This is a genomic window from Silvibacterium acidisoli, from assembly GCA_022870745.1.
Taxonomy (GTDB): Bacteria; Acidobacteriota; Terriglobia; order Terriglobales; family Acidobacteriaceae; genus Silvibacterium.
Genome location: CP085323.1, coordinates 4,181,571 through 4,205,837 on the forward strand (window position 1 = coordinate 4,181,571; position 24,267 = coordinate 4,205,837).

Genomic DNA, 24,267 nt, shown 5'->3' on the forward strand with positions numbered 1-24,267 from the left:
TGAGAGCCGGTTTGCAATAGGCTAAAATAGCAGAGGAGATAACATGATCCAGACACGGAACACGCGACAGAAAGAGGCCATCCGTGCGGCCTTTCTGGCAGCGGACCGGCCACTCTCTCCCGATGAAGCGCTTGGCCTCGCGCAGAAGCAGGTCAAGGCGCTCAGCATCGCCACCGTCTATCGCAACATCAACATGCTGGTCGAAGAGGCATGGTTGGCGCGGGTAGAGGTTCCCGGCGACTCCACGCGTTACGAGGTCGCGGGCAAGGAACACCATCATCACTTCCGGTGCAACAGCTGCGGCGCACTGCACGAGCTTGAGGGTTGCGCCATCACGGCGAAGCCGCGTCTCCCCAAGGGATTCAAATACGCAGGCCACGAGCTGTTTGTCTACGGCCTGTGTGCCGCCTGCACGCGCTGATTCCACGTCTCGTTAAGACGATCGACAGGCGGGTATTCTTCTCTCTTACATGCTAATGATAAATCGTAATCAATAGTGTGTAGAATGGAGAAGACATGGATTCCAGAAACTCTACATTTGAAAATCTGATACAAGCTTCTCCAGCCGACCGGCTGGGCGTCGGCGTCTCACTTTTTTGCGTCGCGCATTGTCTTGCTCTTCCACTGCTGACGGCGCTCGCTCCGGGGTTGCTCCGGCATTTACCGGGAGACGACCTGACCCATCGCCTGCTGTTGCTTCCCATCATTCTGTTTGGAGCGCTCGCCTTTCGTCGTGGGATCAAGCTGCACGGCCGCCGCTGGGTGCCTGGACTCTTCCTGGTGGGCGCGGGCTTCGTCGCTGCTGCGGCGCTTTGCGGAGAGACGCTCTTAACGGGCGCCGGTGAAGCCATCCTTACGTCGTGCGGAAGCCTGCTCATTATCTCCTCCCATCTGCTCAACCATCGTTTCTGCAGCCGCTGCGAGTGCTGCAGATAAAAAACGAAGGATGTTTGCTGCTGGCTGTCCACTGCGGTTACACTCGTCGTGGATGCGACGTCTCCAGGCCATCATGCTGCTGCTCTTCTTCTGCGCTTTGCAGAGCATGCCGGTGCTTGGCATTACGAAGGACTCGAATGGAGAACTGCCCGCCTGCTGCCGGCGAGCGGGTAAGCACCACTGCGCTATGCAGATGGAGGCGATGACCAAATCAGGTCTTGCCTTCAAGTCCATCACAGAGAAGTGTTCCTGCCCGATGCATCCTTCGGTGTCATCGCAGGGTTTCACTGCATTCGTTGCAGCGAAAGACGTCTTCTACGCCGGGGTTCTCAGCCACCCGGCATGCCATGCACAGTCTGAGGCGCACTATCGTGTCTCATTCGACCGCTCGCGTCAAAAACGCGGCCCTCCCTCCAACTCCGTTTCCGCCTAAGGTTCGATTCATAGCTGTGCCGTTGCGCAAAGGCTTTGCCATGCGCCGGTAGCCGTGTCTTCCGGACCTGTTCTCATGCCTGCCGCCATCGCGCGGCGAGCATTGCGATGAACCTTCTACAGGTGGAGGAATGATGGCGTTGTATCGCCGATCTTTATTCTTGTTTTGTTTGCTGGCCATGTGTTTTGCGTTCGCTCTGCGTGCTCAACAAACAGTGAGCAGTGCGTCCCTTGGGGGCCGTGTGACGGACCCTTCCGGCGCAGTGATCGCGGGCGCGGCTGTAACGGCGCGCCAGACCGCGACGAATGTCGCAAGCAGCGCGGTGACCGCACAGGATGGCCGTTTTCGATTTCCGTATCTGCCCGTTGGCTCTTATGAGATCACGGTTGTGCACGATGGCTTCGCACCCGTTACGCAGAGAGTTGTACTGACTCTGGGTGCAGCCTTTGACCTGCCGGTCGCGCTCTCGATGGGGACGGCCCACTCCTCCGTGATGGTGCACGACCAGCCGCCGGTGCTCGAGACCGACCGCAGCCAGGTAGCCGCAACCATCCTGCAGAATGAGGTGACCACGCTGCCGTTCAATGGCCGCAACTTTCTCGATCTCGCGCTGCTCGCTCCGGGCGTTTCGCCGACTAACACCGCTGCAAACCAGCTCTTCGCGGAGACTTCGGCGGTTGCAGGGCAGGGAATCTCAGTCAGCAGCCAGCGCAATTTTTCGAACAGCTTTGTTGTTGACGGTTTATCGGCCAATGATGACGCCGCAGGTCTTGTGCAGACGGCATTCGGTCTCGATGTCGTGCATGAGATGCAGGTCGTCACCAGCGGAGGGCAGGCGGAATTCGGTCGTGCTCTTGGTGGCTATCTCAATTTTGTAACCAACAGCGGCACAAATCAGCTCCACGGCAGTGCATATGGGTTTCTCCGCAACCAGCGTCTTAATGCGGACAATGCGCTTTCGCAGACCAACCTGCCTCTTACGCAGGCACAGTACGGAGCGAGTCTCGGCGGCCCCATCGTTCACAACCGCACCTTCTACTTCGCCAACTTCGAGCAGCGCCAGCTTAACCAGGACGGCATTATCACGATTCCCGCAGCCAGCGCGGCTGCGATCAATTCCACGCTGGCGGCGTCAGGATACCAGGGACAGTCGCTCAATATCAGTACGGAGACACCCACGACGCTCTACTCGAACCCCGTGCGCAGCAGCAATTTCTTCGCAAAGGCCGATCACCATGTAAACAGCCGCGATACGCTGAGCGTGCGTTACAGCCTGTACCACGTGAGCAGCAACAATTCTCGCGGGGTGGGCGGCATCAGCTACACCAGCGCAGCTGCGGGGCTCGACGATCTCGATCAGACCATCGCCGCGAGTAATATTTTTATGGTGTCGTCCGCGACGGTGAACGAGACGCGAGGCCAGTTTACGAACAGCGACCTTAAGGCTCCCGCGAACGATCCTGTAGGACCAGCGGTCAGCATCTCAGGCGTAGCAAATTTCGGAACGCTTTCGGCATCGCCTACGGCTCGATACGACCGGCTGTATGAACTTGTCGACAATCTTTCTCATGAGTATCGTGCGCATTCGTTTCGTGTGGGTGCGGACTTTCTCTTCAACGATCTGAAGATCACCTTTCCGCAATCCATTCGCGGGAGCTACGCCTTTTCGTCGCTGGCAAATTTCGAGCACGGAATCTACAGCACCTTCACGCAGTCGTTCGGCAATTACATCGTGCCGCAAACAAATCCGAATATCGGATTCTATGGGCAGGATCAATGGAAGCTCAGCCCGTCGTTCACCGTCAATGCAGGCCTGCGTTACGACCTTCAGTTTTTGAAGACGATTGAGACGGATAAGAACAACATCTCGCCGCGCGTCGGTTTCGCATGGGCCCCCGGCGCCAATCGCACGACCGTCGTCCGTGGCAATTTCGGGTTGTTCTACGATCGCGTGCCGCTGCGTGCGCTTTCAAACGCGTTGGAGTCGGACGGCAATACTACTGCGCTCGATAACAATACCTTCACCACCATCGCGCTGAATTACGGTCAGGCGAGCGCACCGGTGTTTCCGAACATCAACACGGGATACACGGCGACGACCATTCCGGCAAATCTGCGCATCAGCCTGACGACGATGGATCCACACATCCAGAATGCGTATGCCGAGCAGGTGGGGCTCGAGGTTGATCAGAAGCTGACTGCGACGAGCGATCTCGCCATCAGCTACCAACACCTGCGCGGCATGCATCTGCTGGTTTCCATCAATAAGAACACGCCGACGTGCTCCTCGGCCGTCGATCCTGTCAACCTCTGCCGGCCCATCGCTGCGTATGCAAATAACAAGCAATACGATTCGGCGGCGGATTCCTACTACGACGGTCTCTCTGTGTCTTATGTGCAGCGTCCGGTGCGGTGGGGAAGCTATCGCATCTCCTACACCTGGTCGAAGGCCATTGACGATGTGAGCGAGTTTTTCTTCAGTTCGCCGCTAAACAACTACGACATTGCGATGGACCGCAGTCTTTCCGACGATGACGAGCGTCATCGTGTTGTCTTCGATGCCTCGGCGCACACGTCGCTGGAACCTGCTCATACCTGGGCTGAGCGTCTCACGCATGGATTCATGCTGAGCGGCATCCTGCAATACTATTCGGCACTGCCGTTCAACATCACGACGGGAGCCAACAGTATTCAGACGACGGCGTTGCGCCCCTGTGTGACGGGTATTACAAACTGCTCTGCAGTGCAGCCGGGCACGGTGATCGGCCGCAATGCAGGGCGCGGCTTCGACTTCTTCAACATGAGCGCACGTTTAAGCCGGACGTTCCCTATCAACGACCGCTTCCGGTTGCAGGCGATGGCTGAGAGCTTCAACGCGCTCAACCATCGCAATGACGAGATCCCGAACACCGTCTTTGGAACGGGAAGCTACCCTGACCATCCGCTGCCGACCTTCGGGCAGGCTACGGCGGTCGGCGATCCTCGCAATGTGCAGCTGGCGCTTCGGCTGAACTTCTAATTGCATCTGTAAAGATGCTGTCATGACAGTTCGGGGAGTTACCAAACAAGAAAGGGGAGCGCCGAAGCGCTCCCCTTTCTTCAGGCAAAAGAGAATTAATTGCGGGTAGGAGTCAGTTCCATCGGCTCGGACAGGCTGAAGATCACCACCGAACCCTGCGGTACGACCGCGGCTTCGGGATGCTGCATCAGCAGGTGAGCCGTGATCACGCCCGCGCCGGCGATTGCGCCGACCAGGGCGCCCTCGGGGCCGAAGTGCGCGCCGACGATGGCTCCAGTGCCTGCGCCCGCTCCGTACTCAACGGTATCCTTTACCAGGTGCGACTTCGGCTGGATGCCGCCTTCGCTATCCGTCCGCGTGCCCTTGGCTTCGGAAGCAGCAACCTGGGCGAAGAGGTGGTAAGCGGTGCCGTCGGGCAGAATCACCATGTCCGGGCGCAGGCGCAAGGTGGCGGCTCCGGTGAAGTGGTGTCCCTGGCGAACGCCGACGACGCGGCCTTTCAACTCTGAACCTGCGGGAATGATCACCCGGCCGTCCTTATATACATCCGTGGCGACCTGTCCACGGAAGCTGCTGCCCGCAGTCGTCTCGTTGGTCGAGAGGCGGGTGATCAGCCGTACGCGGATATCGGTTCCTTCGGACAATTCATTGGGGTTCGAGGGGACCGAGCTGACGATGCCGTAGTCCGGATTCTGGCGGGATTCCAGAACTGCTTCATGCACATGTGCGGGTTCGGGCGGTTCCTGGTCCTGGGCGGGAACCGAGCTGACCACGTCGTAATCGGGATTGGTGACCTGGGCCCGGCGAGGCGCCGGTGCCGCGCTTTGCGCGGGCACGTAAGGCGAAGGCTTGGCTGCGGCGGGGGGCGGAGGAGCGACAGTCTGAACCTCGTCGGGGCTGGCGGAGATGGTCGAATCCGGCGGAGGCTGCGAGACGCCCGCGTACGGATCGGAGTTCGCTGCCTGCTGGGCAAAGGCTGCTCCGGGCAGCGTGAGCGCAGCGGCCAGGGCCGCGAGCTTCCATCGATTGCTGTTGTAAACCGTCATCGTCAACCACCTCGTTCGGCTGATTTGTATCTATTAAGCGCCGCGGAAACTGCGCTCCGCAATGGCTATCATCAGCGTAGCCGAGATTTCTGATGATGCCAGGTGCTAAGTATATGACGAACCACCGGCGTTACCTGTTTTGTTGCAGCGAGGTTAGAATTTGCCAACTGCCAGACGCAAAAGGGCTCGGGCGCTTTCTGTTTGTTAAAATCTTCATGGACCCAGACGTATTGCGAAAGGCACTATCAACTCGATGACGAGTTTCATCGATACAATCAGCGGAATTGCCGGTGAACCCATCCGCGTTGACCGCCGCCCCAAACTAAAAGAGCGCTTACAGCACCAGATTTCAAGGAGTGACATGACTGAGATTGCTGCCATTCATGCGCGCGAAATTCTCGATTCGCGCGGAAACCCGACCGTAGAAGCCGACGTAGTTCTTGCAGGCGGTACCGTAGGCCGCGCTGCCGTTCCGAGCGGCGCTTCCACCGGCGAGCACGAGGCCGTGGAGCTGCGCGATGGCGACAAGTCGCACTATCTCGGCAAGGGCGTGCTGCAGGCCGTCGAAAACATCGAAAGCGTCCTGGCTCCAGAGCTGACCGGCATGGATGCCGCGAACCAGCGCATGCTCGACGCCACGATGATCGCTCTCGACGGCACAGAGAATAAGGGCCGCCTGGGCGCAAACGCCATTCTGGCTGTCTCCATGGCAGCTGCGCGCGCCTCGGCCAAGTCCCTTGGACTGCCGCTCTATCGTTATCTCGGCGGCGTCAATGCTTCGATCCTGCCGACTCCGATGATGAACATCATCAACGGTGGCGCTCACGCAGACAACAACGTCGACTTCCAGGAATTCATGATCATGCCGGTCGGCGCGGAGCGTTTTGCAGATGCGCTGCGCTGGGGCGCGGAGACTTTCCACACCCTCAAGGGCGTGCTCAAGAAGCGCGGCTACAGCACCGCGGTCGGCGACGAAGGTGGCTTCGCTCCTTCGCTCAAGTCGAACGAAGAAGCGCTGGAAGTTATCCTGGAAGCGATCGAGCTGGCCGGTTACAAGGCCGGTGAAGACATCGTGATTGCACTCGACCCCGCGTCGAGCGAGTTCTACGACAAGGAATCGGGCAACTACATCTTCAAGAAGTCCGACAAAAGCGTGAAGACCAGCGAAGAAATGGCACGCTACTGGCAGGAGTGGACGCGCCAGTATCCCATCGTCTCTATTGAAGACGGCCTGGCCGAGGACGACTGGGCAGGCTGGAAGTACCTGACCGAGCTGGTTGGCGAGCGTGTACAGCTGGTGGGCGACGATCTTTTCGTCACCAACACCGAGCGCCTGCAGCGCGGTATCGAAGAAGGCGTAGCCAACTCGATCCTCATCAAGGTCAACCAGATCGGCACCATCAGCGAAACGCTGGAGGCGATCGAACTGGGACGCCGTTACGGTTACACCTCGATCATTTCGCACCGCAGCGGTGAAACCGAAGACACCTTCATCGCTGATCTTGCCGTTGCCACCGGCGCCGGCCAGATCAAGACCGGTTCGGCTTCGCGCACCGATCGCATCGCCAAGTACAACCAGCTGCTTCGCATCGAAGAAGAGCTCGGGCAGTCGGCTGAGTATCTGGGCATCGAGTCGATTAACTTCGGCGAATAATCAACCCGCGCGCCGCCTGTGTTCTACATGCGGCGCGTTTCACATCCTACCTCTGGAGTTCCCCATGCGTAATGCGACTTTGGCACTCTGTTGTTTTCTGATTGCAGGCCCGGTCCTGGCTCAGCAGCCATCTGCACACCCTTCATCCGCCGCGCCCGCCGCTTCATCGCCATCCGAGCCGCAGACCCCGCCGCCTCCGGCTCACCCGCTGACCGACGTACAGGCGAAGCAGATGCTTGAGATGACGGGCGCCAACGACATCAAGAAGCAGCTGACCCAGGGCATGACGAATTACTTCCGTCAGAGCATGCCATTCATCCCCAAAGATGTGATGGATGACCTCGAGCAGTCACTCGACAAGCTCGACATGCAGACGCCGATTATTGCCGTCTACAAGCAGCACATCTCTCAGGAAGACGCGGATGCCATCATTGCGTTCTACAAGACGCCCGCCGGCAAGAACATGATTGAAGTGATGCCCGCAGTCATGCGGCAGTCGCAGCAGCTTGGTATCCAGATGGGCCGCCAGACCGCGCAGGAAGTCATCAATCGCCATCGTCCCGAGATCGAGGCCGCGGCCAAGCAGTACCAGCAGGAGCACCAGCCGCCGGCGCCCTCTCTGAATACGCCGGGAAGCCAGCAGGGCACGCCTCCCGCGTCTTCACCCAATAAGCCCGCAACTACTACGCCACCCTCCAAGTAACGAGCTAAATTACCGAATGGCCGCCATCAGAGCGGCCATTCGCGAACAGGAGCAAGAGTGTCTGTCCATACGCGACCCATCGTTCTCACCATCCTCGACGGATGGGGCTATCGCCCACAGGTCGAAAACAACGCCATCGCTCTCGCCCGCAAGCCTACATACGACAAGCTGCTTGCCGAGTATCCGAATACGCTGCTGCAGGCGTCCGATCACTTCGTTGGCTTGCCCGATGGGCAGATGGGAAACAGCGAAGTCGGCCACCTGAACATCGGCGCGGGCCGCGTGGTTCGCATGGACATTACGCGCATCGACGCAATGATCGCGAGCGGCGATTTCTTCGTTGATCCAACTATCATTCACGCATTGAGGCTCGCCGCGGAAGGCGGCCGTGCGCTGCACCTCTTTGGGCTCGTCTCCGATGGAGGAGTTCACGCGCAGCAGCGCCATCTTTACGCTCTTCTGAAGGCCGCGAAACAACATGGGCTTGAACGTGTCTTCGTGCATGCCTTCATGGATGGCCGCGACACGCTGCCTACCTCCGGCGCAGGCTACCTCGCTGCCCTGCAGCAGGTAATGCGCGATCTGCAGATCGGCAAAATCGCTTCCGTCTCAGGCCGCTACTATGCGATGGATCGCGATCGCCGCTGGGAACGCGAGAAGATGGCCTTCGATGCGATGGTCAGCGGTCATGCAGAGGGTGGAGCCTACAGCGATCCGGTCGCGCGGATCAAAGAGTGCTACAACAACGGTGTCACGGACGAGTTCATTATCCCCTTCGTCGTTACCGATGACCACGGTCGTCCCAACGGCGTCATCCGCGATGAAGACGTCTGCATCATGTTCAACTATCGCGCCGATCGCGCCCGCCAGATTACGCGCGTGCTGGCGCGCAACAGCGGCCTGACCAAGCAGGAAGGACGGGATCTCCCGGGCGCTGAAGATCTCGATGCGATCATTCCGCGCAACACCGTGCCCAGTAATTTGCACTACGTCACCATGACGCAGTACGACCCCAACTTCAAGCTTCCGATGATTATCCTGCCGGAGTCGATGGAGAACCTGCTGGCGAACATGCTGGCGCAGGCGCAGCTTCGCAATCTGCGCATTGCTGAAACAGAGAAGTACGCGCACGTGACGTACTTCTTCAATGGCGGCATCGAAACGCCGTTTCCCGGCGAAGACCGGCTGCTCATTCCGTCGAAGAAGGTTGCCACGTACGATCTTGCTCCGGAGATGTCTGCCGAAGGTATTGCCGATGGCGTAATCAAGGCCGTGGAAGACACCGCCTTCGACCTGCTCATCGTGAACTTTGCGAACGCAGACATGGTGGGCCACTCCGGCCAGCTCGCGCCGACGATCAAGGGTGTGGAAACAGTCGACGCGCAACTCGGACGTATCTACCAGACTATCAAGCAGAAGGGTGGTTCGCTGCTCATCACTGCCGATCACGGTAATGCCGAAATGATGGTCGATCCCGTCACGGGCGGTCCGCACACCGCGCATACCACCAACCCGGTGCCTTTCATCATGGTCACGGATGACGCGCACAAGTACTCGCTGCGTCCCGGTGGCTCGCTACGCGATATCTCGCCGACGGTCCTGGGTCTGCTGAACCTCGGTCAGCCTACGCAGATGTCGGGCGGAGACCTTCGCCAGTTGAAGGGTTAGTGACGCAAACGGGTGCTCCATGGTCGTTCATTTGTAACAACAAAGGAAGTGGAATGGCAGAACAAAAAGGACGGGCCGAAGCCCGTCCTTTTGTTCTGCCTCAAGCGGACGCTAGAACGCCTTCTCGCTCTTCGGATACCAGGTAATCTGTGCCGCTGCCACTGTATCGCTCTGCGGTCCCGGCTTGTAGAACGGGGCTACCCAGCGCTCGTACTGCACCCAGCCGTGAACCTCCAGGTCCTTCATGAACCGCTTGGTTACGGAGAAGCTGTAGTCATTCTGGGTTGTTCCACCCGGAATAAACTTCGTATCACCCTTCAAGTCGCGATAGCTGACCTGAACATTCTCGTTCGGTGACAGATGATAGGTCAGCCAAGCCTGGCCGCCCTTCGCATCGCGTCCAATATTGTCAGCGAATAGATTGCCTTTGTTTGTCGGTCCCTGCTTCTGAATTCCTTCGTAATAGAGGAAATTACCGTTCGCGCTCGCATTACTCACCGGATCGGTTGAGAAACCTTCCACGCGCATATCGAGATGCGTGAGCACGGGGAAGTGCGAGAGGTAGAGACCTGGGCGAACGCCCGAACGTCGCGGTGCGCTGATCGGGTTTACATCGTCGTGATCGACAGAGTCAGAGTAGAGCGTGAGCCAGTTGCGAACGAAAGGCAGCCGGTAGTTGAAATCGAAGCTCCCGAAGCGCGCTCCAGGGTCATCCCGCCCGAACTTTTCCGCGGCGGTAACGTTCTGCACGCTGAAAAAGCTCTTCAGGAAGGTGTGAAGCGTGATCGGTGTATGCCCCTTACCGCCCCAGATCGTCGTGCGCTCGAAGCCCAATTCGAGGTTCTTCGTCGGCTTCAGACTGATCTTTTCGGTATGCACCCAGGGATCGTTTGGCGCGGTGTGACCCTTCAGGCTTCCGACAAAGAACTCGTACCGGAATGGCCCCGTGAGGCGGGAGAGTCCGGGGACGCGCAGCGGTTCAACGCGGTTGATGTCGAACGAGTAGATGTTTTCCGCGTTGTTGCTCCACGACATCGCGCCGCCCTGTGCAGGGCTCAGCCAGTGATCCTGCTTGCCGAAGGAAACCTCATGCCCGAGCAGGTGATAGGAGAGAGTCGCTTCCATCACACGGAAGTCATTTTTGGTGGCAATCGGCCCAAGCGGAATCGTTGCCTGGTCGGAATTGCCCGCCCACGGGATGTAGTCGATGTTGTAGGAAAGATACTGCGCCATTGCCAGCGGATAGCCGGCTGCGCTGGGGGCGTGCTGGTACTCGCCGCGGAAGTACAGGGTGAAACGCCCCGCTTCAGCGCGCGCGCTGAAACCTGTGTAGTTGTTGAAGCCTTCCTGGTACGGTCGTCCGTAGTCGTCGACAATCGTCTGGCCGAGGTGAAAGCTGTCGTTCAGCGGCGTGCCGCTGATGCCGCGCAGGTTGGTGTAGACGCTCTCAAATTCAGCGTGGGCCACGCGCTGGCTGTAGGGAATCTGCTCGTCGCTCGACAGTTCTTCACGCAGCTTCAGAAAGATCTCACGTGCCTCGTCGTCACCGGTATTGGCATCGATGCGATCGGCTGACTCCTCCAGCATGTGCAGGATGCTCTGCCGCGTCCACGGCCGCAGACCGAGGAAGGCCGTATCCAGGTAGCCCAGGCTGTGCAGGCGATCCAGCGCCGGATACATCCAGCTGTCCATGGGAACGTAGGTGGATCCGAGTGAACTCGTATATACGACCGGTGCAGTGGGACGATAGCTGGGCGATATCGGCTGCTGTGGCCCTCCTCCTCCGCCGTCAGAGGAGGTAACCTGCTGCGCGCGGCCGTCCTGCTGCGCGATCGCCGGGTTGATTCCCCCAGCTGTTACGCAAATCAGACCCAGCGCTGCTAGCAGGCCCTTGGATGAAACGATCTTCACTGATACCTCGTTGAGAAACAATGGATTGGAGTCTGCCTCACAATCCCACGGACGGATCGTTCGGAAACTGCATATAAGTCAGGCTAGAGGAACGGACTCAGGAAGACAAGCGCTCCAGTTCCCGCTCGGCGCCGGCAAGCGCCTTGTCTTTTAGCCGCTGGTTGAACAGCCCTTTGCGGGTCAGATACTGCTCGAACGAGGCCACGGAATCCGCCTTCGCTTTCTCGCCCTCGCAGGGCAGGCAGACGATCATCGCCGGACCGGTGCCTTCGCGCACCCGCTGTGTCGATTCCTGTGCCACGCGATAGACCGCGACGACATCGTGAGCATCGACATTGATGACCGGAAAGAGCTCGGAAAGACCATTCAGCTCATCGGCCTCTTCGGCGCAAACATCAACGACGAAGACAATCGGCAGCTGATATTCCGACGCTATCTCCAATGCTTCCTGGGATGCATGAACCGCTGCTGCGCCGCCCTCGAGAAAGACCACCGTCAGCTTATGATCCTTCGCCATCTTGTTCGACAGTGCAACGCCTATAGCGAAACCCGTCTGCGTGGCAGGGCTGACGCCGGCAGTGAAGATCACATTCGAGGAGGCATCCTGGAGTCCGCCGTTGCGGGTCTTTCTGACGCGCGCTAACTCATCAGCAGGCATGCCTTTGATGAGCGCAGAGGCGATATGGCGGCGCGTCAGCACCACCGTGTCTTCGGGCTGAAGATGCATCAGCACGCCCACGGCTAACGCGGTCAGATCTGCCGTGATGTTTTTGGCGATGCTGCGATGTGCCTTGGCGTGACGCAGCATCTGGCTGTGAATCTGGCGGAACTTTTCATCGCTGATCAATGAGAAGCCGTGCTTGCCTGCAACCTCGGCGGCACCGTTCTTTTTCTGTGTTTTATCAACCGGCATTGGGTTTGCTTTCATCCTGGAATGCGAGATAAGAGTGCGACATAGCGAACAGGTTATGGAGTGTAAGCACCATGTGCGGCGCTTGCGCCAAAGCGCGACAGCGTCTCACGAAATTCCTCATGATGCAAACGTCCACACCCGGTTCTTTTCAACAGTTTTGTGAATAACTCTGTGTATTTCGGGCTGAAATCGTCTTCAAGTCCGCAACTGACGCGACCTTTAGCAACCTGCACACAATTCGATGCAGTTGCGTATTCTTTTTACGTCGAATAATCGGCGTTAATGCTGACGTATTCGGCGGTGAGATCTGTCGTCCAGAAACGGCATGTTCCATTGCCCAACCCCAGGTCGATCTTCACGATGAACTCGCGGTTCTTCAGGTACGCATGTGCACGCTGCTCGTCGAATCCGTCCACGCGGCCGCCGTTCACGGCAATCTGCTGATCGCCCAGCCAGATGGAGATGCGCGCAGGCTGTACGTCCGCGCCTGAATAACCGGTCGCTGCCATCAGCCGTCCCCAGTTTGGGTCGCAGCCAGCCCACGCCGTCTTTACCAGCGGCGAGTGCGCGATGGCCTTCGCAACCTTGAGAGCGTCGGCATCGTTCGCTGCGCCTTCAATCTGCAGTTCGACTACGTGAGTTACGCCTTCGCCATCATCGACGATCTGCTTCGCAAGGGAGAGGCAGACTTCACGCAGCGCTTTGCCGAACCCTTCATGCTCCGCATCCACGCTCGCTCCGCTGGCGCCGGAAGCGAGCAGCAGAACCGTGTCATTGGTCGAGGTATCGCCATCGATCGAGATGCGGTTGAAGCTTGTCTCAACAGAGGAGCGCAGCAGCGTGTCGAGCACCGCCGAAGGTACTTCGGCATCGGTAAACAGATACACCAGCATCGTGGCGTGCGGCACCAGTTGCGGATGAATCATGCCCGCGCCCTTGCACATGCCGGCGATGCGAACCGTTTTTCCATTCACCTCGACGGCCGCATATGCGACCTTGGGCTTCGTGTCCGTTGTCATGATGGCTCGCGCGAAGGTCGAGAAGCCTTCCGCGTTCGCCGCCAGCGATGCCTTGATAGCAGGCAGGGCGGCTACCAGCTTTTCGGCAGGCAGCGGTACACCAATGATTCCCGTCGATGACGGAAAAACCTCGTGCCCTTCGCAGTCAAAAGCATCCGCGGCTGCAGCGCAGACCGCCTCCGCGGCCTGGAGCCCGGCCTCGCCTGTGGCGCAATTGGCGTTGCCCGCATTCACGGCAACCACTCGCACCTTGCCTCCACTACGCTCCAGGTGGCGGGCGTCAACGAGCAGCGGAGCCGCTTTGACCTTGTTGCCGGTAAACATCGCCGCGGCACTGGCCGGTTCGACGGCAACGGCAACCGCGAAGTCAAGATTGCCGCTGGCCTTGATGCCCGCCTTGACGGCAGCAAAACGAAATCCAAGCGGAACGGCATCGTCCGCAAGCAGGGAGGAAGTAGTTTGAATCATGTTCGGCTTTTACTCTATCAAGAGTAGAGAGGAATCGCTGAGAACAAGTCGACATGAGTACAAACGAAGAAAGCCACTCCCCGAAGGAATTTCTCCGCATGGAGAAGGTGAACGTTGCACGCGGCGAAAACATCGTTCTCCACGACATCAATCTGACCATTGCTGCCGGCGAACACCTGGCCATTCTCGGGCCTAACGGCTGCGGGAAATCGACGCTGATCAAGACCATCACCTGCGAGTGCTACCCCATCGCGGAGGAAGGCATGCACGTGGAGCTCCTGGGGAGGTCACGCTGGGATCTTTCCCAGCTTCGTCAGCATCTCGGGGTGGTCGAGGCCAATCTGCCCGGCGAGCGCACCGCCGTCACCCGGGGCGTAGACGCCGTGGTAGCCGGATTCTTCTCCGCTTCGAGCCTTTGGCCCAACCTGCATGTGACGCCGGAGATGCGCACCCGCGCCCGCGAGGCGCTCGAGAAGATGCAGGCCTCGCACCTGTCGGAGAAGCTGGTAGGCCAGATGTCCGCCGGTGAGCAGCGCCGCATCATGATCGCCCGTGCACTGGTTCACAATCCGCAGATGCTGCTGCTCGATGAGCCGTCGAATGCCCTGGACATTGCCGCCCAGCGCGAGCTGCGCGAGGCCCTGCGGCTGGTCGTGAAAGAGGGAACTGGCATCATCATGGTTACGCACCACCTCGCCGACATCCTGCCGGAGATGAAGCGGGTCATCATGATCCGGCAGGGACGCATCTTTGCCGACGGCCCACGTGAAGAGCTGGTGACGGCCGAACGCCTCAAAGCGCTGTTTGGCGTTGACGTTACGCTGGTCGAGCGCGATGGCTACTGGCACCACTGGTAGAGGTGTAATGTTTTCTGCCCGGCTGCGTTAGCAGGAGTGAACGCAGCCAGCGTTCAGGAGAGAAATATGACGACCGTCAAGAAAACCACCACCTGCCCCTGCGGCGACAACTGCGAATGCCCCATCTGCGTCTGCCGGACGGCCTGACGGATGGCTACTGAAACCAAGCGGGCGGCGAAATCCGCCCGCAGTACCCACCGGCTCGATGTCTTGCTCGAGCTGCGCCAGAAGTTCCTCGGCTTCCTCGAGCGGCGCATTCCGGACCGAGAACTGGCGGAAGACATCCTGCAAGCTGCCTATTTGCGTGCCCTGCATGCTGAGAATGGCCCGGTAGAGCAGGATTCAGCGGTCACATGGTTCTACCGCATCCTGCGCAACGCCATCATCGACCACTATCGCCGCAGGAGCACGGAGCAGTCGGCGCTGGATCGCTGGGCGAAGGAGCTCGAAACCCAGCCGCAGACAGAACCCGAACTGGAGGAAGCCGTCTGCGCCTGCCTGGCGCTGCTGGTCGACCGCATGCCCTCCGGCTACGCCAGCCTGCTGCGTGCGGTCGATCTCGACGATCAGCCGCTCACTGAATACGCGAAGCAGCAGGGGATTACCGCAGGGAATGCCGCGGTTCGCGCCCATCGCGCCCGCACCGCTTTACGCAAAAGCCTGATCGAGTGCTGCGGGGCCTGCGCCGACCACCATTGTGTCCATTGCACCTGTAAACACCGCCCGTCCTCGATGGTCCACGCTGTTCGATTGTGAACAAATTTGTTCATTTCCGGACGGTTCCACGCAGGCCGTCGCTGAGACACTGTTCTATCTCGTTCTAAGAAAAAGGATTTCTCAAACGGCAATCTGGCCGCACAGTTGCATCATTTACAGGCGATGATCAATGTCCTGATGCAGAACCTGCGCTACGCCCTGCGGCAACTACGTAAATCTCCTGGCTTCACTTTTACTGTTGTGCTGACGCTTGCGCTCGGTATCGGAGCCAACGCCGCAGTCTTCTCGCTCTTCGACCAGGTACTGTTGCGAGTCCTGCCTGTGGACCGCCCGAATGAGCTGGTCCGCTTTGAATGGACAGGCGGCTTCAATGGCTCCATCAGCAGCTTTGCCGGCACAGGGCAGGATTATTTCTCCTACCCGCTCTACAAGGATCTGCGCGATCAGAACCGCATCTTCCAGGGCGTTATCGGTGCTGAGAAGACGAATGTCGCGCTCTCCTGGCACAACCAGGCAGAGGACGTGGACTCCGAACTCGTTACCGGCAACTATTTCCAGATGCTCGGTCTCCGGTCAGCCTTCGGGCGCCTGTTCACCGCGCAGGATGAGACGGCGCCGGGCGCCAACCCGGTTGCGATCCTGAGCTACGACTACTGGAAGAGCCATTTTTCCGCGTCGAAAGACGTCGTCGGTCAGTCGGTCCTGATCAACGGTCATCCCTTCACGATTGTGGGTGTGGGACCGCCGAACTTTATCAGCGCCATCGGCGGTTACAAACCAGGCGTCTTCCTGCCCGTCACCATGGTAGACATCGCCGTTCCGTGGGCCTCTTCCCAGAAGAGGCTGAGCGAACGCAAGACGCTTTGGATGGTCATGATGGCGCGTCTCAAGCCGGGAGTGAGCGTTGCCCAGGCGCAGGCAGCCCTTGAGCCCTGGTGGCATGCGCAGCGCGCCAGTGAATTCACCGCGTACTCGAATGTATCGGCAAGATTCAGGCAGCGCTTCGTCGAAGACTCGCGGATGAAAGTTCTCGACGACTCCAAGGGTTTCTCGATCACCCGGCAGGGCCTGCAATCGCCGCTCATCATCCTGATGTGCATGGCCGGACTGCTGGTGGCCATGTGCGCCATCAACGTGGCAACGCTCCTTCTGTTGCGTGCGGTTGCGCGTGCCCGCGAGATCGCCATGCGCTATGCGCTCGGCTCGGGACGGGGAAGAATCGTTGGCCAGCTGCTTACCGAAGGCCTCCTGCTCGGCATTACCGGTGCGATCGCCGGCCTTGCGCTCGCGCCCATGCTGACCGGCGCGATGACGCGCCTGCTGATCCAGTCCACTCCCGGCTCGGAACCCTATTCTTCTGCCGTGGATATGCGAGTGCTGTTCTTTACCTTGCTGATTTCGGTTACGGTCAGTGTCCTGTTCAGTATTGCGCCCATTGCACACTTCCTGCGCCCTGATCTCGCCGTGACGCTGCGCCAGAATTCCGGCACAGCCTCGATCAGCTCGCAACGCTTCCGCAAGATCGCAGTCGGCGTTCAGATCGCTCTCTGCGTGTTGCTGCTGGGCGGGGCCGGCTTGTTCGTGCGCACTCTCGATAATCTGCGGCGGGAAAACGTCGGCTTCCAGACCTCGAACCTGGTGACCTTCGAACTTGACCCGACAAGCTCCGGTTACAACTCCGTGCGCACGGCGCAGACGATCAAGAACTCGCTGGAGACACTCGAGCGCATTCCGGGAGTGCAGGCCGCGGCAGGTACCACTGATCCCGAACTCTCCGGAGACAGCAGCACCACCAACTTCACTCCGCAGGGATACACGCCGGGTGACGAGGAAAAGGTTGACTTCGAGGCCCCGTCGATCACGCCGCGATACTTCGAAACGCTGCAGCAGCCCATGCTCGCCGGCCGCGACTTCAACGAAGCCGATATCGATGGAAAGCAGCGCGTCGCTATCGTGAACCTCAGCTTCGCGAAGAAGTTTTTCGGGTCGCCGCAGGATGCGCTCGGCCGGCTTCTTTCCGATTCCGGCGCAAAGGCGCAGGCTGACATCCAGATCGTTGGCGTTGTCGGTGATACTCGCCATTCCGACATCCGCACGCCCGTGGGCCCCGCGGTCTACAGGCCTTATCTGCAACTGAAACAGGCCGTTGGACTGCAAATGTATGTGCGTACGAGCCAGGCTCCCAACCAGATGCTGAACGCCGTACGCGAGAGCATTCACAATCTCGATCCTATGCTCGTGGTCGATGGCCTGCGCACCATGCAGGCGCAGATCGACATCAGCGCCGGTGACGAGCGAGCGCTTGCCATCCTCGCCATTGGCTTCTCCGCATTGGCGATGGTTCTCGCTGCCGTAGGTCTCTACGGTGTTCTGGCGTATTCGACCGAACAGCGCACCCGCGAGATCGGCGTGCGCCTTGCGCTCGGCGCACAGCGCAGCGGAGTAGTAGGGCTGGTTATGCGGGAGATGGCAATCATCGCCCTTATAGCCATCGTCGTTGCCATCCCTTCGATAGTGCTGCTGGCGCACTTCTTTCGAACCCTGCTCTACGGCGTGAGCTCCGCGGATCCCGCCACCATGATTGGCGTTCTTGGACTGACTGTGATGATGGTCTGTCTTGCAGCCGTCCTGCCTGCACGTAAGGCCGCGTCGATCAACCCGTCGCGCGCCCTGCGTATCGATTAGGTTTCGGAAGCGGCCCTGTTGCGGGCAGAGAATCAGCCCTGCTCGCAATCCCTTCAACAAGATGGGGCTTCAGCGACGACGGCCCCTCTTGACCTCATTCACCAGCGGAGTTAGCCTGCAGGTACACGGGAAAGGAGGATGATCCAGTCTATGAAATGTTCCGAAAGCGGTAGTTGCAAGACAACACGTGAGGTGACTGAGGCTTAGAGCGCCCTTTGCTCTAGTCCTGGCGATTCCGCACCATTCTCGCCGAGGCCCATTTCCAGCAAGGGTGCCTCAGGTCAAAATAAACAGTTCACCGGTGATCAAGGCCCGCTGCGTCCATCAGGACCGCGGGCCTTTCACATGCCCTCCATAAGTTCGTTTTATTCCGCGCCGCAAACCGGCAAATTTTCCTGTTCGACTAAGCCATCTGCCCTATGAGGCGGTTGGGAAGCTGTGTTTTGATGTTGGGACTTCAAACGTTTCAACAATCGGCGCGTTGAACGTTATCTCCGCATCAACAGTTCACAAAAAACGGATAAATTCTTCTGCTCGAATTGCCGTCCTCGCGATTCGACATCGGTGTCACACATGGTTTTTTAGAAATCAAGCCGTCTTCAAACTTTGCTGTACTGAGAGGAAACACCATGCTTTCTCGCTTCGCGAAGTCTTTGATCGTTTTTGCTTCTATCTGTTTCAGCTGTTCCATTTGGAGCCAGTCCGTCGATACAGGATTTGCAGGAACCGCCACCGATAGCTCCGGCGCCGTTCTGCCCAATGCCACAATCACCATTTCTTCTGCTGCAAATGGCTTCTCCCGTACCGTGAGCACGGGCTCACAAGGTGAATACGAACTCCGCTACCTCAAGCCCGGCAGTTACGACATCCGTGTTTCCGCACCTGGTTTCGGTACCCAGGCAGAGAACGGTGTCGTCCTGCAGATAGGCCAACTCGATAAGCTCGACTTCAAGCTCAGCGCGGCATCCACGCAACAGGTCGTCGAGGTTCAGGCCACGCAGCCGCTGCTGCAGAGCGAAAACGCAAGCCTTGGCGCGGTCATCGGCCCTGAGCGCACACAGAACCTGCCGCTCAACGGACGCAAGTTCGACGACCTCTCCGTGCTCACCCCCGGCGTCAGCGTTTACAACCCCGACGTTCACTCGTCCAGCACCGACGGCTCGACCATCAGCTCGAATGGCGGCCGCTCCACCTGGGGACAGATCAACGTCGACGGCGTGACCATGGTCAACAACCGCCACGCATACGTGAATCTCTATCCGTCGATCGATGCCATCCAGGAGTTCCGCGTACAGACCGGCAACTACTCGTCGGAGTACGGCGGCAGCGCGGGCGCGAACGTCAACATCCAGCTCAAGTCGGGAACGAACGAGTTTCACGGCAGCGCCTTCGAGTTCATCCGCAACGACGCGGTAGACGCGCGCAACTACTTCCTGCCGTCTCCGCTGCCTAAGAACGTGCTCAAGCAGAATCAGTTCGGGGGCACGGTCGGCGGCCCCATCGTCAAGGACAAGACCTTCTTCTTCTTCAGCTATGAAGGCCTGCGGTCCGTGCAGCAGTTCCCGGGCACCGCAATCGTGCTGACAGAGGCGCAGCGCAATGGAGACTTCTCCGCAAGCTCGACGCCGATCATCAATCCCAACACCGGCGCGGCTTACCCAAACAACCAGATCCCCGTCGATCCGGTTGCGAGAAACATCATCGACAACTACATGCCGCTGCCCAACATCGCCAGCAGTAACGGCGGATCGAACTATGCAGGCTCAAGTGAAGGCAATCTGAGCGTGAACCAGTACCTGATTCGCCTCGATCACAAATTCAGCGACAAGGACCAGCTCTTCGTCCACTATGTCTACGCCAACCGCAACTTCCCGACGACTGACCTGAATCCGAATTTCACCTTCACCGGAACCTATCCGATTCACAATGCAGCATTGCAGTACCTGCACATCTTTTCGCCGCAGTTGGTCAACGAGCTTCGCCTCGGCACTGATCTCGAACACGTGCAGCAGCTCAGCACCCGCACCGGGACAGGCTTCACCGTGCAATCGCTCGGCATCAACGGCTACAACGTGGGAGGCCCCAATGGCCGTCCGTTGAAGCCGAATGAAGAAGGCTTCCCGCTGCTCGAAATCTCCGGCTATCTCGGCATGGGCGACGATAAGGCTGCATCGAATCTCGACGACAGCCGCACCTATCAACTCGTCGATACCATGACGTGGACGAAGGGCAAGCACACTCTCGTCTTCGGCGCCGACCTTCGCCACCTGCAGGACAACGCAACAACCAACAACACTCCCTTCGGCGAGATGGACTTCACTTCGGATATCTCGGGCGATCCGGCCGCCGCGTTCATGCTCGGTTATCCGCGTACATCGCTCACGCCGGAAGGTGTGCCGATCACCAAGGCCCGTCAGTGGCGCACGGCTGAATTCTTCCAGGACAACTGGCGCGTCACTCCGAAGCTGACCCTCAACCTTGGCGTGCGTTATGATCTCTTCGCACCGCCGGTCGATATCAACAACGTAAGCCGCACGCTCGACTTCAGCACTCCTGTGCCGACGTTCACGCCTGGTCCCGGCGAGCGCCTCGACCCCATCTGGAGCATCTCCCACAAGGACTTCGGTCCGCGCCTCGGCTTCGCTTACCAGGCAACGCCGACGATGGTGGTGCGCGGCGGATACAGCCTCTCTTACTACGGAGGGCAGTTCGACCACATCAACATCCTGCAGCTCAATCCGCCTACCGCGGGAAGCCTTACGATCACCAATCCCAGCACCGATCCCATCGCGACCATCGAGACGCCGGTACCGGCTGCGCTCTATCCCGCGAACCCTTACTTCAACGCCGTCACGCTGCCGGCGGACCGCAAGCATCCCGATCTTTACCTGCAGACCTATAACCTGACCGTCTCGAAGCAGTTCGGTTCCAACGTGCTCGACATCTCCTACGTCGGCGTGAAGGGAACCAACGAAGACTCGAGCATCAAGAACTTCAACTCGCCTGCCCCGGGTCCGGGTGACATCCAGGCACGCCGCCCCTACAACACCTTCGCCCGCATCCGCTACCAGGATTTCCAGGGCGCGTCGAACTATAACGGATTGCAGACACACTTCGAGCATCGCCTTACGCAGGGCCTCAGCCTGACCGTGGCCTATACGTTTGCCCACGAGCTCGACAACCAGATGTGGGATACGAACGGCGGCGGCTGCGGCTGCCAGAACCCGCGTGATCCGCATGAATGGGCCAGCGGCGTGACCGATCAGCGGCACAACCTCGCCATCGGCTATGTCTGGGCTTTGCCCAGCGCCAAGGTTAATCGTGCACTCGGAGGCGTTATCAACGGATGGACGCTCGACGGCCTCATTCAGGTCGCCAGCGGCAATCCGTATGACATCGAAGAAGCATCGGACACGCAGAACACCGACGGCATGTGGGAGCGCCCGAACGTGGTTCCAGGCCAGAAGCTGACCGTCGATCATCGCAGCATCGACAACTGGTTCAACACCGCCGCATTCACGCCCAGCATTTATGAATACGGCGATTCGCACCGCAACCCGCTGGTCTCTCCGGCCACCCGCGTGCTCAATCTCTCGATCATGAAGGAACTCAAGATGCCCTTCGATGAGAAGCAGAGCCTGCAGGTACGCTTCGAGGCATTCAACGCCTTCAACACGCCGCAGTGGTCCACACCCGATGCCAATCTCGGCGACGGCAACTTCGGCAAGGTTACCTCGACCGCAATCGACAACCGCGAACTGCAGCTGGCTTTGAAGTACTTCTTCTAGCCTGTTGGAACGCCTCCCGGCCATCTTCCTTCGTGGAAGATGGCCTCTTCTTTTTGCCGTCTCAAAATTTGTCATTCCGAGCAAGGCGAGGAATCTGCATGACGGTGCCATTCTGTCGATGCGTCCCGCCGAGGTGCAAACAGGTAGGTCAGGGCTTTAGCCCTGACACAATCATTAAGCAGTGGAGCGGCTTCAGCCGCTGAGGTTCCGCGCATCTACAATGGCAGCCATGCCGAAGTCCGCCGCCAAGACCTTCAAAGCCACGCTCGTCCCGCACGATTCCGCGCTGGGATGGACCATCGTGCGTATCCCTCGAACGAGCAGCGATGAATGGAAGACCACCCGGCATTTCCCGATCAAAGGATCCATTCAGAGCGTAAGTCTCCTGGCGAAAGAACCGTTTGCCTTTCGCTCCTCGGTTTTCCCTGATGGCAAGGGAGGCTTCTTCCTGCTGGTGAGAAAGGACATGCAGAAAGCGGCGAAAGTCACCCTCGGCAGTACCGCCCGTTTCAGCATCGAGCCGGATGAGGAGAAGCGAGAATACGTGATGCCTCCTGAACTCAGCAAGGCTCTTACTGGCGCGGCATCGTTAAAGAAGTGGTTCGAGAAGCTTCCGCCCGGCTTTCGCAAATACGTCGTCAGCAATATCACTGCATCGAAGAGCGCCGAGACAAGGCAGCGCCGTGCCGAACGCATGGCCGAGATCCTGTATTGCATGAAAGAGGCGGAGACCGAACTGCCACCCATCCTCGAGGCTGCCTTTATCAAGACACCAAAAGTCCGCAAGGGATGGGAGCTGATGACACCAATTCAGCGGCGCGGCCATATCTGGGGCATCTTCAATTACCAGAGCCCGGAGTCGCGCCAGAAGCGCACGGACAAGGCGGTCGAGGAAGCCATTCGAATCGCCGAATCCAAATTATGACCATGGTAAAATGACCATGGTCATAATTTCAGGAGCCAACCATGAAGACCATGCCAGCAGGGAAGTTCAAAACGCACTGCCTGTCCGTGATAGACGAGATCTACAACAAGCACGAGGAGATCGTCATCACGAAACACGGCAAGCCCATGGCGCGGGTTGTGCCGCTGAAGCAGAGCCCACCTGCAAAGCTGGACGACATCTTTGGTTTCGCGCGAGGCATGGGGAAGATTACGGGAGACATCGTCTCGCCGGTTGACGATCCCGAAAGCTGGAACTCTGAAAAGTGATCGTTCTCGACACCCACGTAATACTTTGGCTGGCTCTTGAGCCCGATGGTTTGTCGCGTCCCGCAACGGCGGCGATACAGCAGGCGCGTCTTTCCTCGCTGTCAATCCTGATCTCCGGGATTTCTCTCTATGAAATCGCCCGTGCTTCGGAGCGGGGTCGCATCGACCTGCAGAGTTCGACAGAAGCTTTCTTCGAACGGGTGCTTTCAACGCTTACTGTGCGGCCCGTCAGTCCATCGGTTTCCCTTATTGCAGCGAAACTTCCGGCGGCATTTCCGGGCGATCCGGCGGACCGCATCATCGCCGCCACCGCCATCTCCGAAGGCGCTTCCCTGATCACTGCCGACCAGCACATTCGCCGCTCCCGCGCGGTGAAAACCGTTTGGTAATCGCTGTCACATCGCGCGGCCTCAAATCCGCTCTACAATAAATCCATGGAACCCCTCGTAATCGCAGGGCGGGCCTTCCAATCCCGTCTGATTGTTGGAACCGGCAAGTACAAGGATGGCCCTGAGACCCAGGCTGCCATCGAAGCCTCCGGTGCGGAGATGGTCACTGTTGCTGTGCGCCGCGTGAATCTCGACCGCTCCAAGGAATCTCTTCTCGACTTCATTGACCCCGAACGCTACTTCCTGCTGCCGAACACCGCCGGCTGCTACACCGCTGAAGAGGCCATCCGCGCCGCTCGGCTGGGCAGGGAAGTTGGTATCTCCGACTGGGTGAAGATCGAGGTCATAGGCGACCAGGCCACGCTCTACCCCGACGTGCAGGCCACGCTGGAGGCCACCCGCACGCTGGTGAAGGAAGGCTTTACAGTTCTCCCCTATACCTCTGACGATATTGTGTTTGCGCGTCGCCTGATCGATGTTGGAGCAGCCGCCGTCATGCCCCTCGCCGCGCCTATCGGCAGCGGCCTCGGCATTCAGAATCGCGCCACGCTCCAGATCCTGCGGGAGAAGATCACCGAAGTTCCGCTGATCGTCGACGCCGGTGTGGGCACCGCATCTGACGCCGCGTTGGCGCTCGAGATGGGCGCGGACGGAGTACTGATGAATACTGCCATCGCCGCAGCCGCCAATCCGATCCTGATGGCCGAGGCCATGCAGCATGCGGTGATCGCGGGCCGCCAGGCCTACGTCGCCGGACGGATGAGCCGCAAGCTCTACGCTACCGCGAGCTCTCCGCTCGAGGGTATCTCGAAGTAGCCGGGATCGCGATAAAAGCACTCCCCGCCAAGC

19 protein-coding genes are annotated in these 24,267 nt (G+C 59.1%); 15 read left to right on the top strand and 4 right to left on the bottom strand.

All coding sequences use genetic code 11. The features are described from left to right. Window positions 1-43: 43 nt before the first annotated feature. The 4 genes from LJD29_RS17410 to LJD29_RS17425 all read left to right on the top strand — a co-directional run bounded on the left by LJD29_RS17410 (window position 44) and on the right by LJD29_RS17425 (window position 4,388). Window positions 44-421: a Fur family transcriptional regulator gene (locus tag LJD29_RS17410; protein ID WP_446742835.1), complete on the top strand. Its 378-nt coding sequence runs from the start codon at window positions 44-46 to the stop codon at window positions 419-421. Window positions 422-516: 95 nt separating this feature from the next. Beyond that, window positions 517-936 carry a MerC domain-containing protein gene (locus LJD29_RS17415; protein ID WP_446742836.1) on the top strand — a complete coding sequence of 140 codons (420 nt, stop codon included), beginning with the start codon at window positions 517-519 and terminating at the stop codon, window positions 934-936. Window positions 937-988: 52 nt separating this feature from the next. Then, window positions 989-1,369 (top strand): hypothetical protein, encoded by a 381-nt coding sequence (locus tag LJD29_RS17420; protein WP_446742837.1) that lies wholly within the window; start codon window positions 989-991, stop codon window positions 1,367-1,369. Between the two features lie 241 nt (window positions 1,370-1,610). Beyond that, complete coding sequence (locus LJD29_RS17425; RefSeq protein ID WP_446742838.1) at window positions 1,611-4,388, top strand: TonB-dependent receptor; 2,778 nt, start codon at window positions 1,611-1,613, stop codon at window positions 4,386-4,388. A gap of 95 nt (window positions 4,389-4,483) precedes the next feature. Here LJD29_RS17425 and LJD29_RS17430 read toward each other — a convergent pair whose 3' ends face one another. Beyond that, on the bottom strand, window positions 4,484-5,434 hold the full coding sequence (locus LJD29_RS17430) for a TraB/TrbI/VirB10 family type IV secretion system protein (RefSeq protein ID WP_446742839.1): 951 nt from the start codon (window positions 5,432-5,434) through the stop codon (window positions 4,484-4,486). A 361-nt stretch (window positions 5,435-5,795) separates the two neighbouring features. Between LJD29_RS17430 and eno the strand changes: the two genes are divergently transcribed. The 3 genes from eno (at window position 5,796) to gpmI (ending at window position 9,459) form a co-directional block, all read left to right on the top strand. After that, window positions 5,796-7,088 (top strand): phosphopyruvate hydratase, encoded by a 1,293-nt coding sequence (eno, locus tag LJD29_RS17435; protein ID WP_446742840.1) that lies wholly within the window; start codon window positions 5,796-5,798, stop codon window positions 7,086-7,088. Between the two features lie 64 nt (window positions 7,089-7,152). Continuing rightward, complete coding sequence (locus LJD29_RS17440; RefSeq protein WP_446742841.1) at window positions 7,153-7,791, top strand: DUF2059 domain-containing protein; 639 nt, start codon at window positions 7,153-7,155, stop codon at window positions 7,789-7,791. A 57-nt stretch (window positions 7,792-7,848) separates the two neighbouring features. Further along, window positions 7,849-9,459 (top strand): 2,3-bisphosphoglycerate-independent phosphoglycerate mutase, encoded by a 1,611-nt coding sequence (gpmI, locus tag LJD29_RS17445; protein ID WP_446742842.1) that lies wholly within the window; start codon window positions 7,849-7,851, stop codon window positions 9,457-9,459. Between the two features lie 111 nt (window positions 9,460-9,570). Here the strand turns inward: gpmI and LJD29_RS17450 are convergent, their stop codons facing one another. From LJD29_RS17450 to argJ, 3 genes are all read right to left on the bottom strand, one after another. Then, window positions 9,571-11,370 carry a capsule assembly Wzi family protein gene (locus tag LJD29_RS17450; protein ID WP_446742843.1) on the bottom strand — a complete coding sequence of 600 codons (1,800 nt, stop codon included), beginning with the start codon at window positions 11,368-11,370 and terminating at the stop codon, window positions 9,571-9,573. A 97-nt stretch (window positions 11,371-11,467) separates the two neighbouring features. Next, window positions 11,468-12,283 carry a thiamine pyrophosphate-dependent enzyme gene (locus tag LJD29_RS17455; RefSeq protein WP_446742844.1) on the bottom strand — a complete coding sequence of 272 codons (816 nt, stop codon included), beginning with the start codon at window positions 12,281-12,283 and terminating at the stop codon, window positions 11,468-11,470. A gap of 260 nt (window positions 12,284-12,543) precedes the next feature. Next, on the bottom strand, window positions 12,544-13,770 hold the full coding sequence (argJ, locus tag LJD29_RS17460; protein WP_446742845.1) for a bifunctional glutamate N-acetyltransferase/amino-acid acetyltransferase ArgJ: 1,227 nt from the start codon (window positions 13,768-13,770) through the stop codon (window positions 12,544-12,546). A gap of 53 nt (window positions 13,771-13,823) precedes the next feature. Between argJ and LJD29_RS17465 the strand changes: the two genes are divergently transcribed. From LJD29_RS17465 to LJD29_RS17500, 8 genes are all read left to right on the top strand, one after another. Beyond that, the gene (locus LJD29_RS17465) at window positions 13,824-14,627 is read left to right on the top strand and encodes an ABC transporter ATP-binding protein (RefSeq protein WP_446742846.1); all 804 of its coding nucleotides are present in this window, start codon (window positions 13,824-13,826) and stop codon (window positions 14,625-14,627) included. A gap of 150 nt (window positions 14,628-14,777) precedes the next feature. Then, a complete protein-coding gene (locus tag LJD29_RS17470; RefSeq protein ID WP_446742847.1) occupies window positions 14,778-15,383 on the top strand; it encodes a sigma-70 family RNA polymerase sigma factor in 606 nt (201 codons plus the stop codon). Between the two features lie 123 nt (window positions 15,384-15,506). After that, window positions 15,507-18,029: an ABC transporter permease gene (locus LJD29_RS17475; protein ID WP_446742848.1), complete on the top strand. Its 2,523-nt coding sequence runs from the start codon at window positions 15,507-15,509 to the stop codon at window positions 18,027-18,029. Window positions 18,030-18,658: 629 nt separating this feature from the next. Beyond that, window positions 18,659-21,817 carry a TonB-dependent receptor gene (locus LJD29_RS17480; protein WP_446742849.1) on the top strand — a complete coding sequence of 1,053 codons (3,159 nt, stop codon included), beginning with the start codon at window positions 18,659-18,661 and terminating at the stop codon, window positions 21,815-21,817. Between the two features lie 229 nt (window positions 21,818-22,046). Next, the gene (locus LJD29_RS17485; RefSeq protein ID WP_446742850.1) at window positions 22,047-22,742 is read left to right on the top strand and encodes a YdeI/OmpD-associated family protein; all 696 of its coding nucleotides are present in this window, start codon (window positions 22,047-22,049) and stop codon (window positions 22,740-22,742) included. 41 nt (window positions 22,743-22,783) lie between these two features. Continuing rightward, on the top strand, window positions 22,784-23,029 hold the full coding sequence (locus tag LJD29_RS17490) for a type II toxin-antitoxin system Phd/YefM family antitoxin (RefSeq protein WP_446742851.1): 246 nt from the start codon (window positions 22,784-22,786) through the stop codon (window positions 23,027-23,029). Then, window positions 23,026-23,418 carry a type II toxin-antitoxin system VapC family toxin gene (locus tag LJD29_RS17495; protein WP_446742852.1) on the top strand — a complete coding sequence of 131 codons (393 nt, stop codon included), beginning with the start codon at window positions 23,026-23,028 and terminating at the stop codon, window positions 23,416-23,418. The genes LJD29_RS17490 and LJD29_RS17495 overlap by 4 nt, the downstream gene beginning before the upstream one ends. Window positions 23,419-23,463: 45 nt before the next feature. Next, on the top strand, window positions 23,464-24,234 hold the full coding sequence (locus LJD29_RS17500; protein WP_446742853.1) for a thiazole synthase: 771 nt from the start codon (window positions 23,464-23,466) through the stop codon (window positions 24,232-24,234). Window positions 24,235-24,267: the final 33 nt, after the last annotated feature.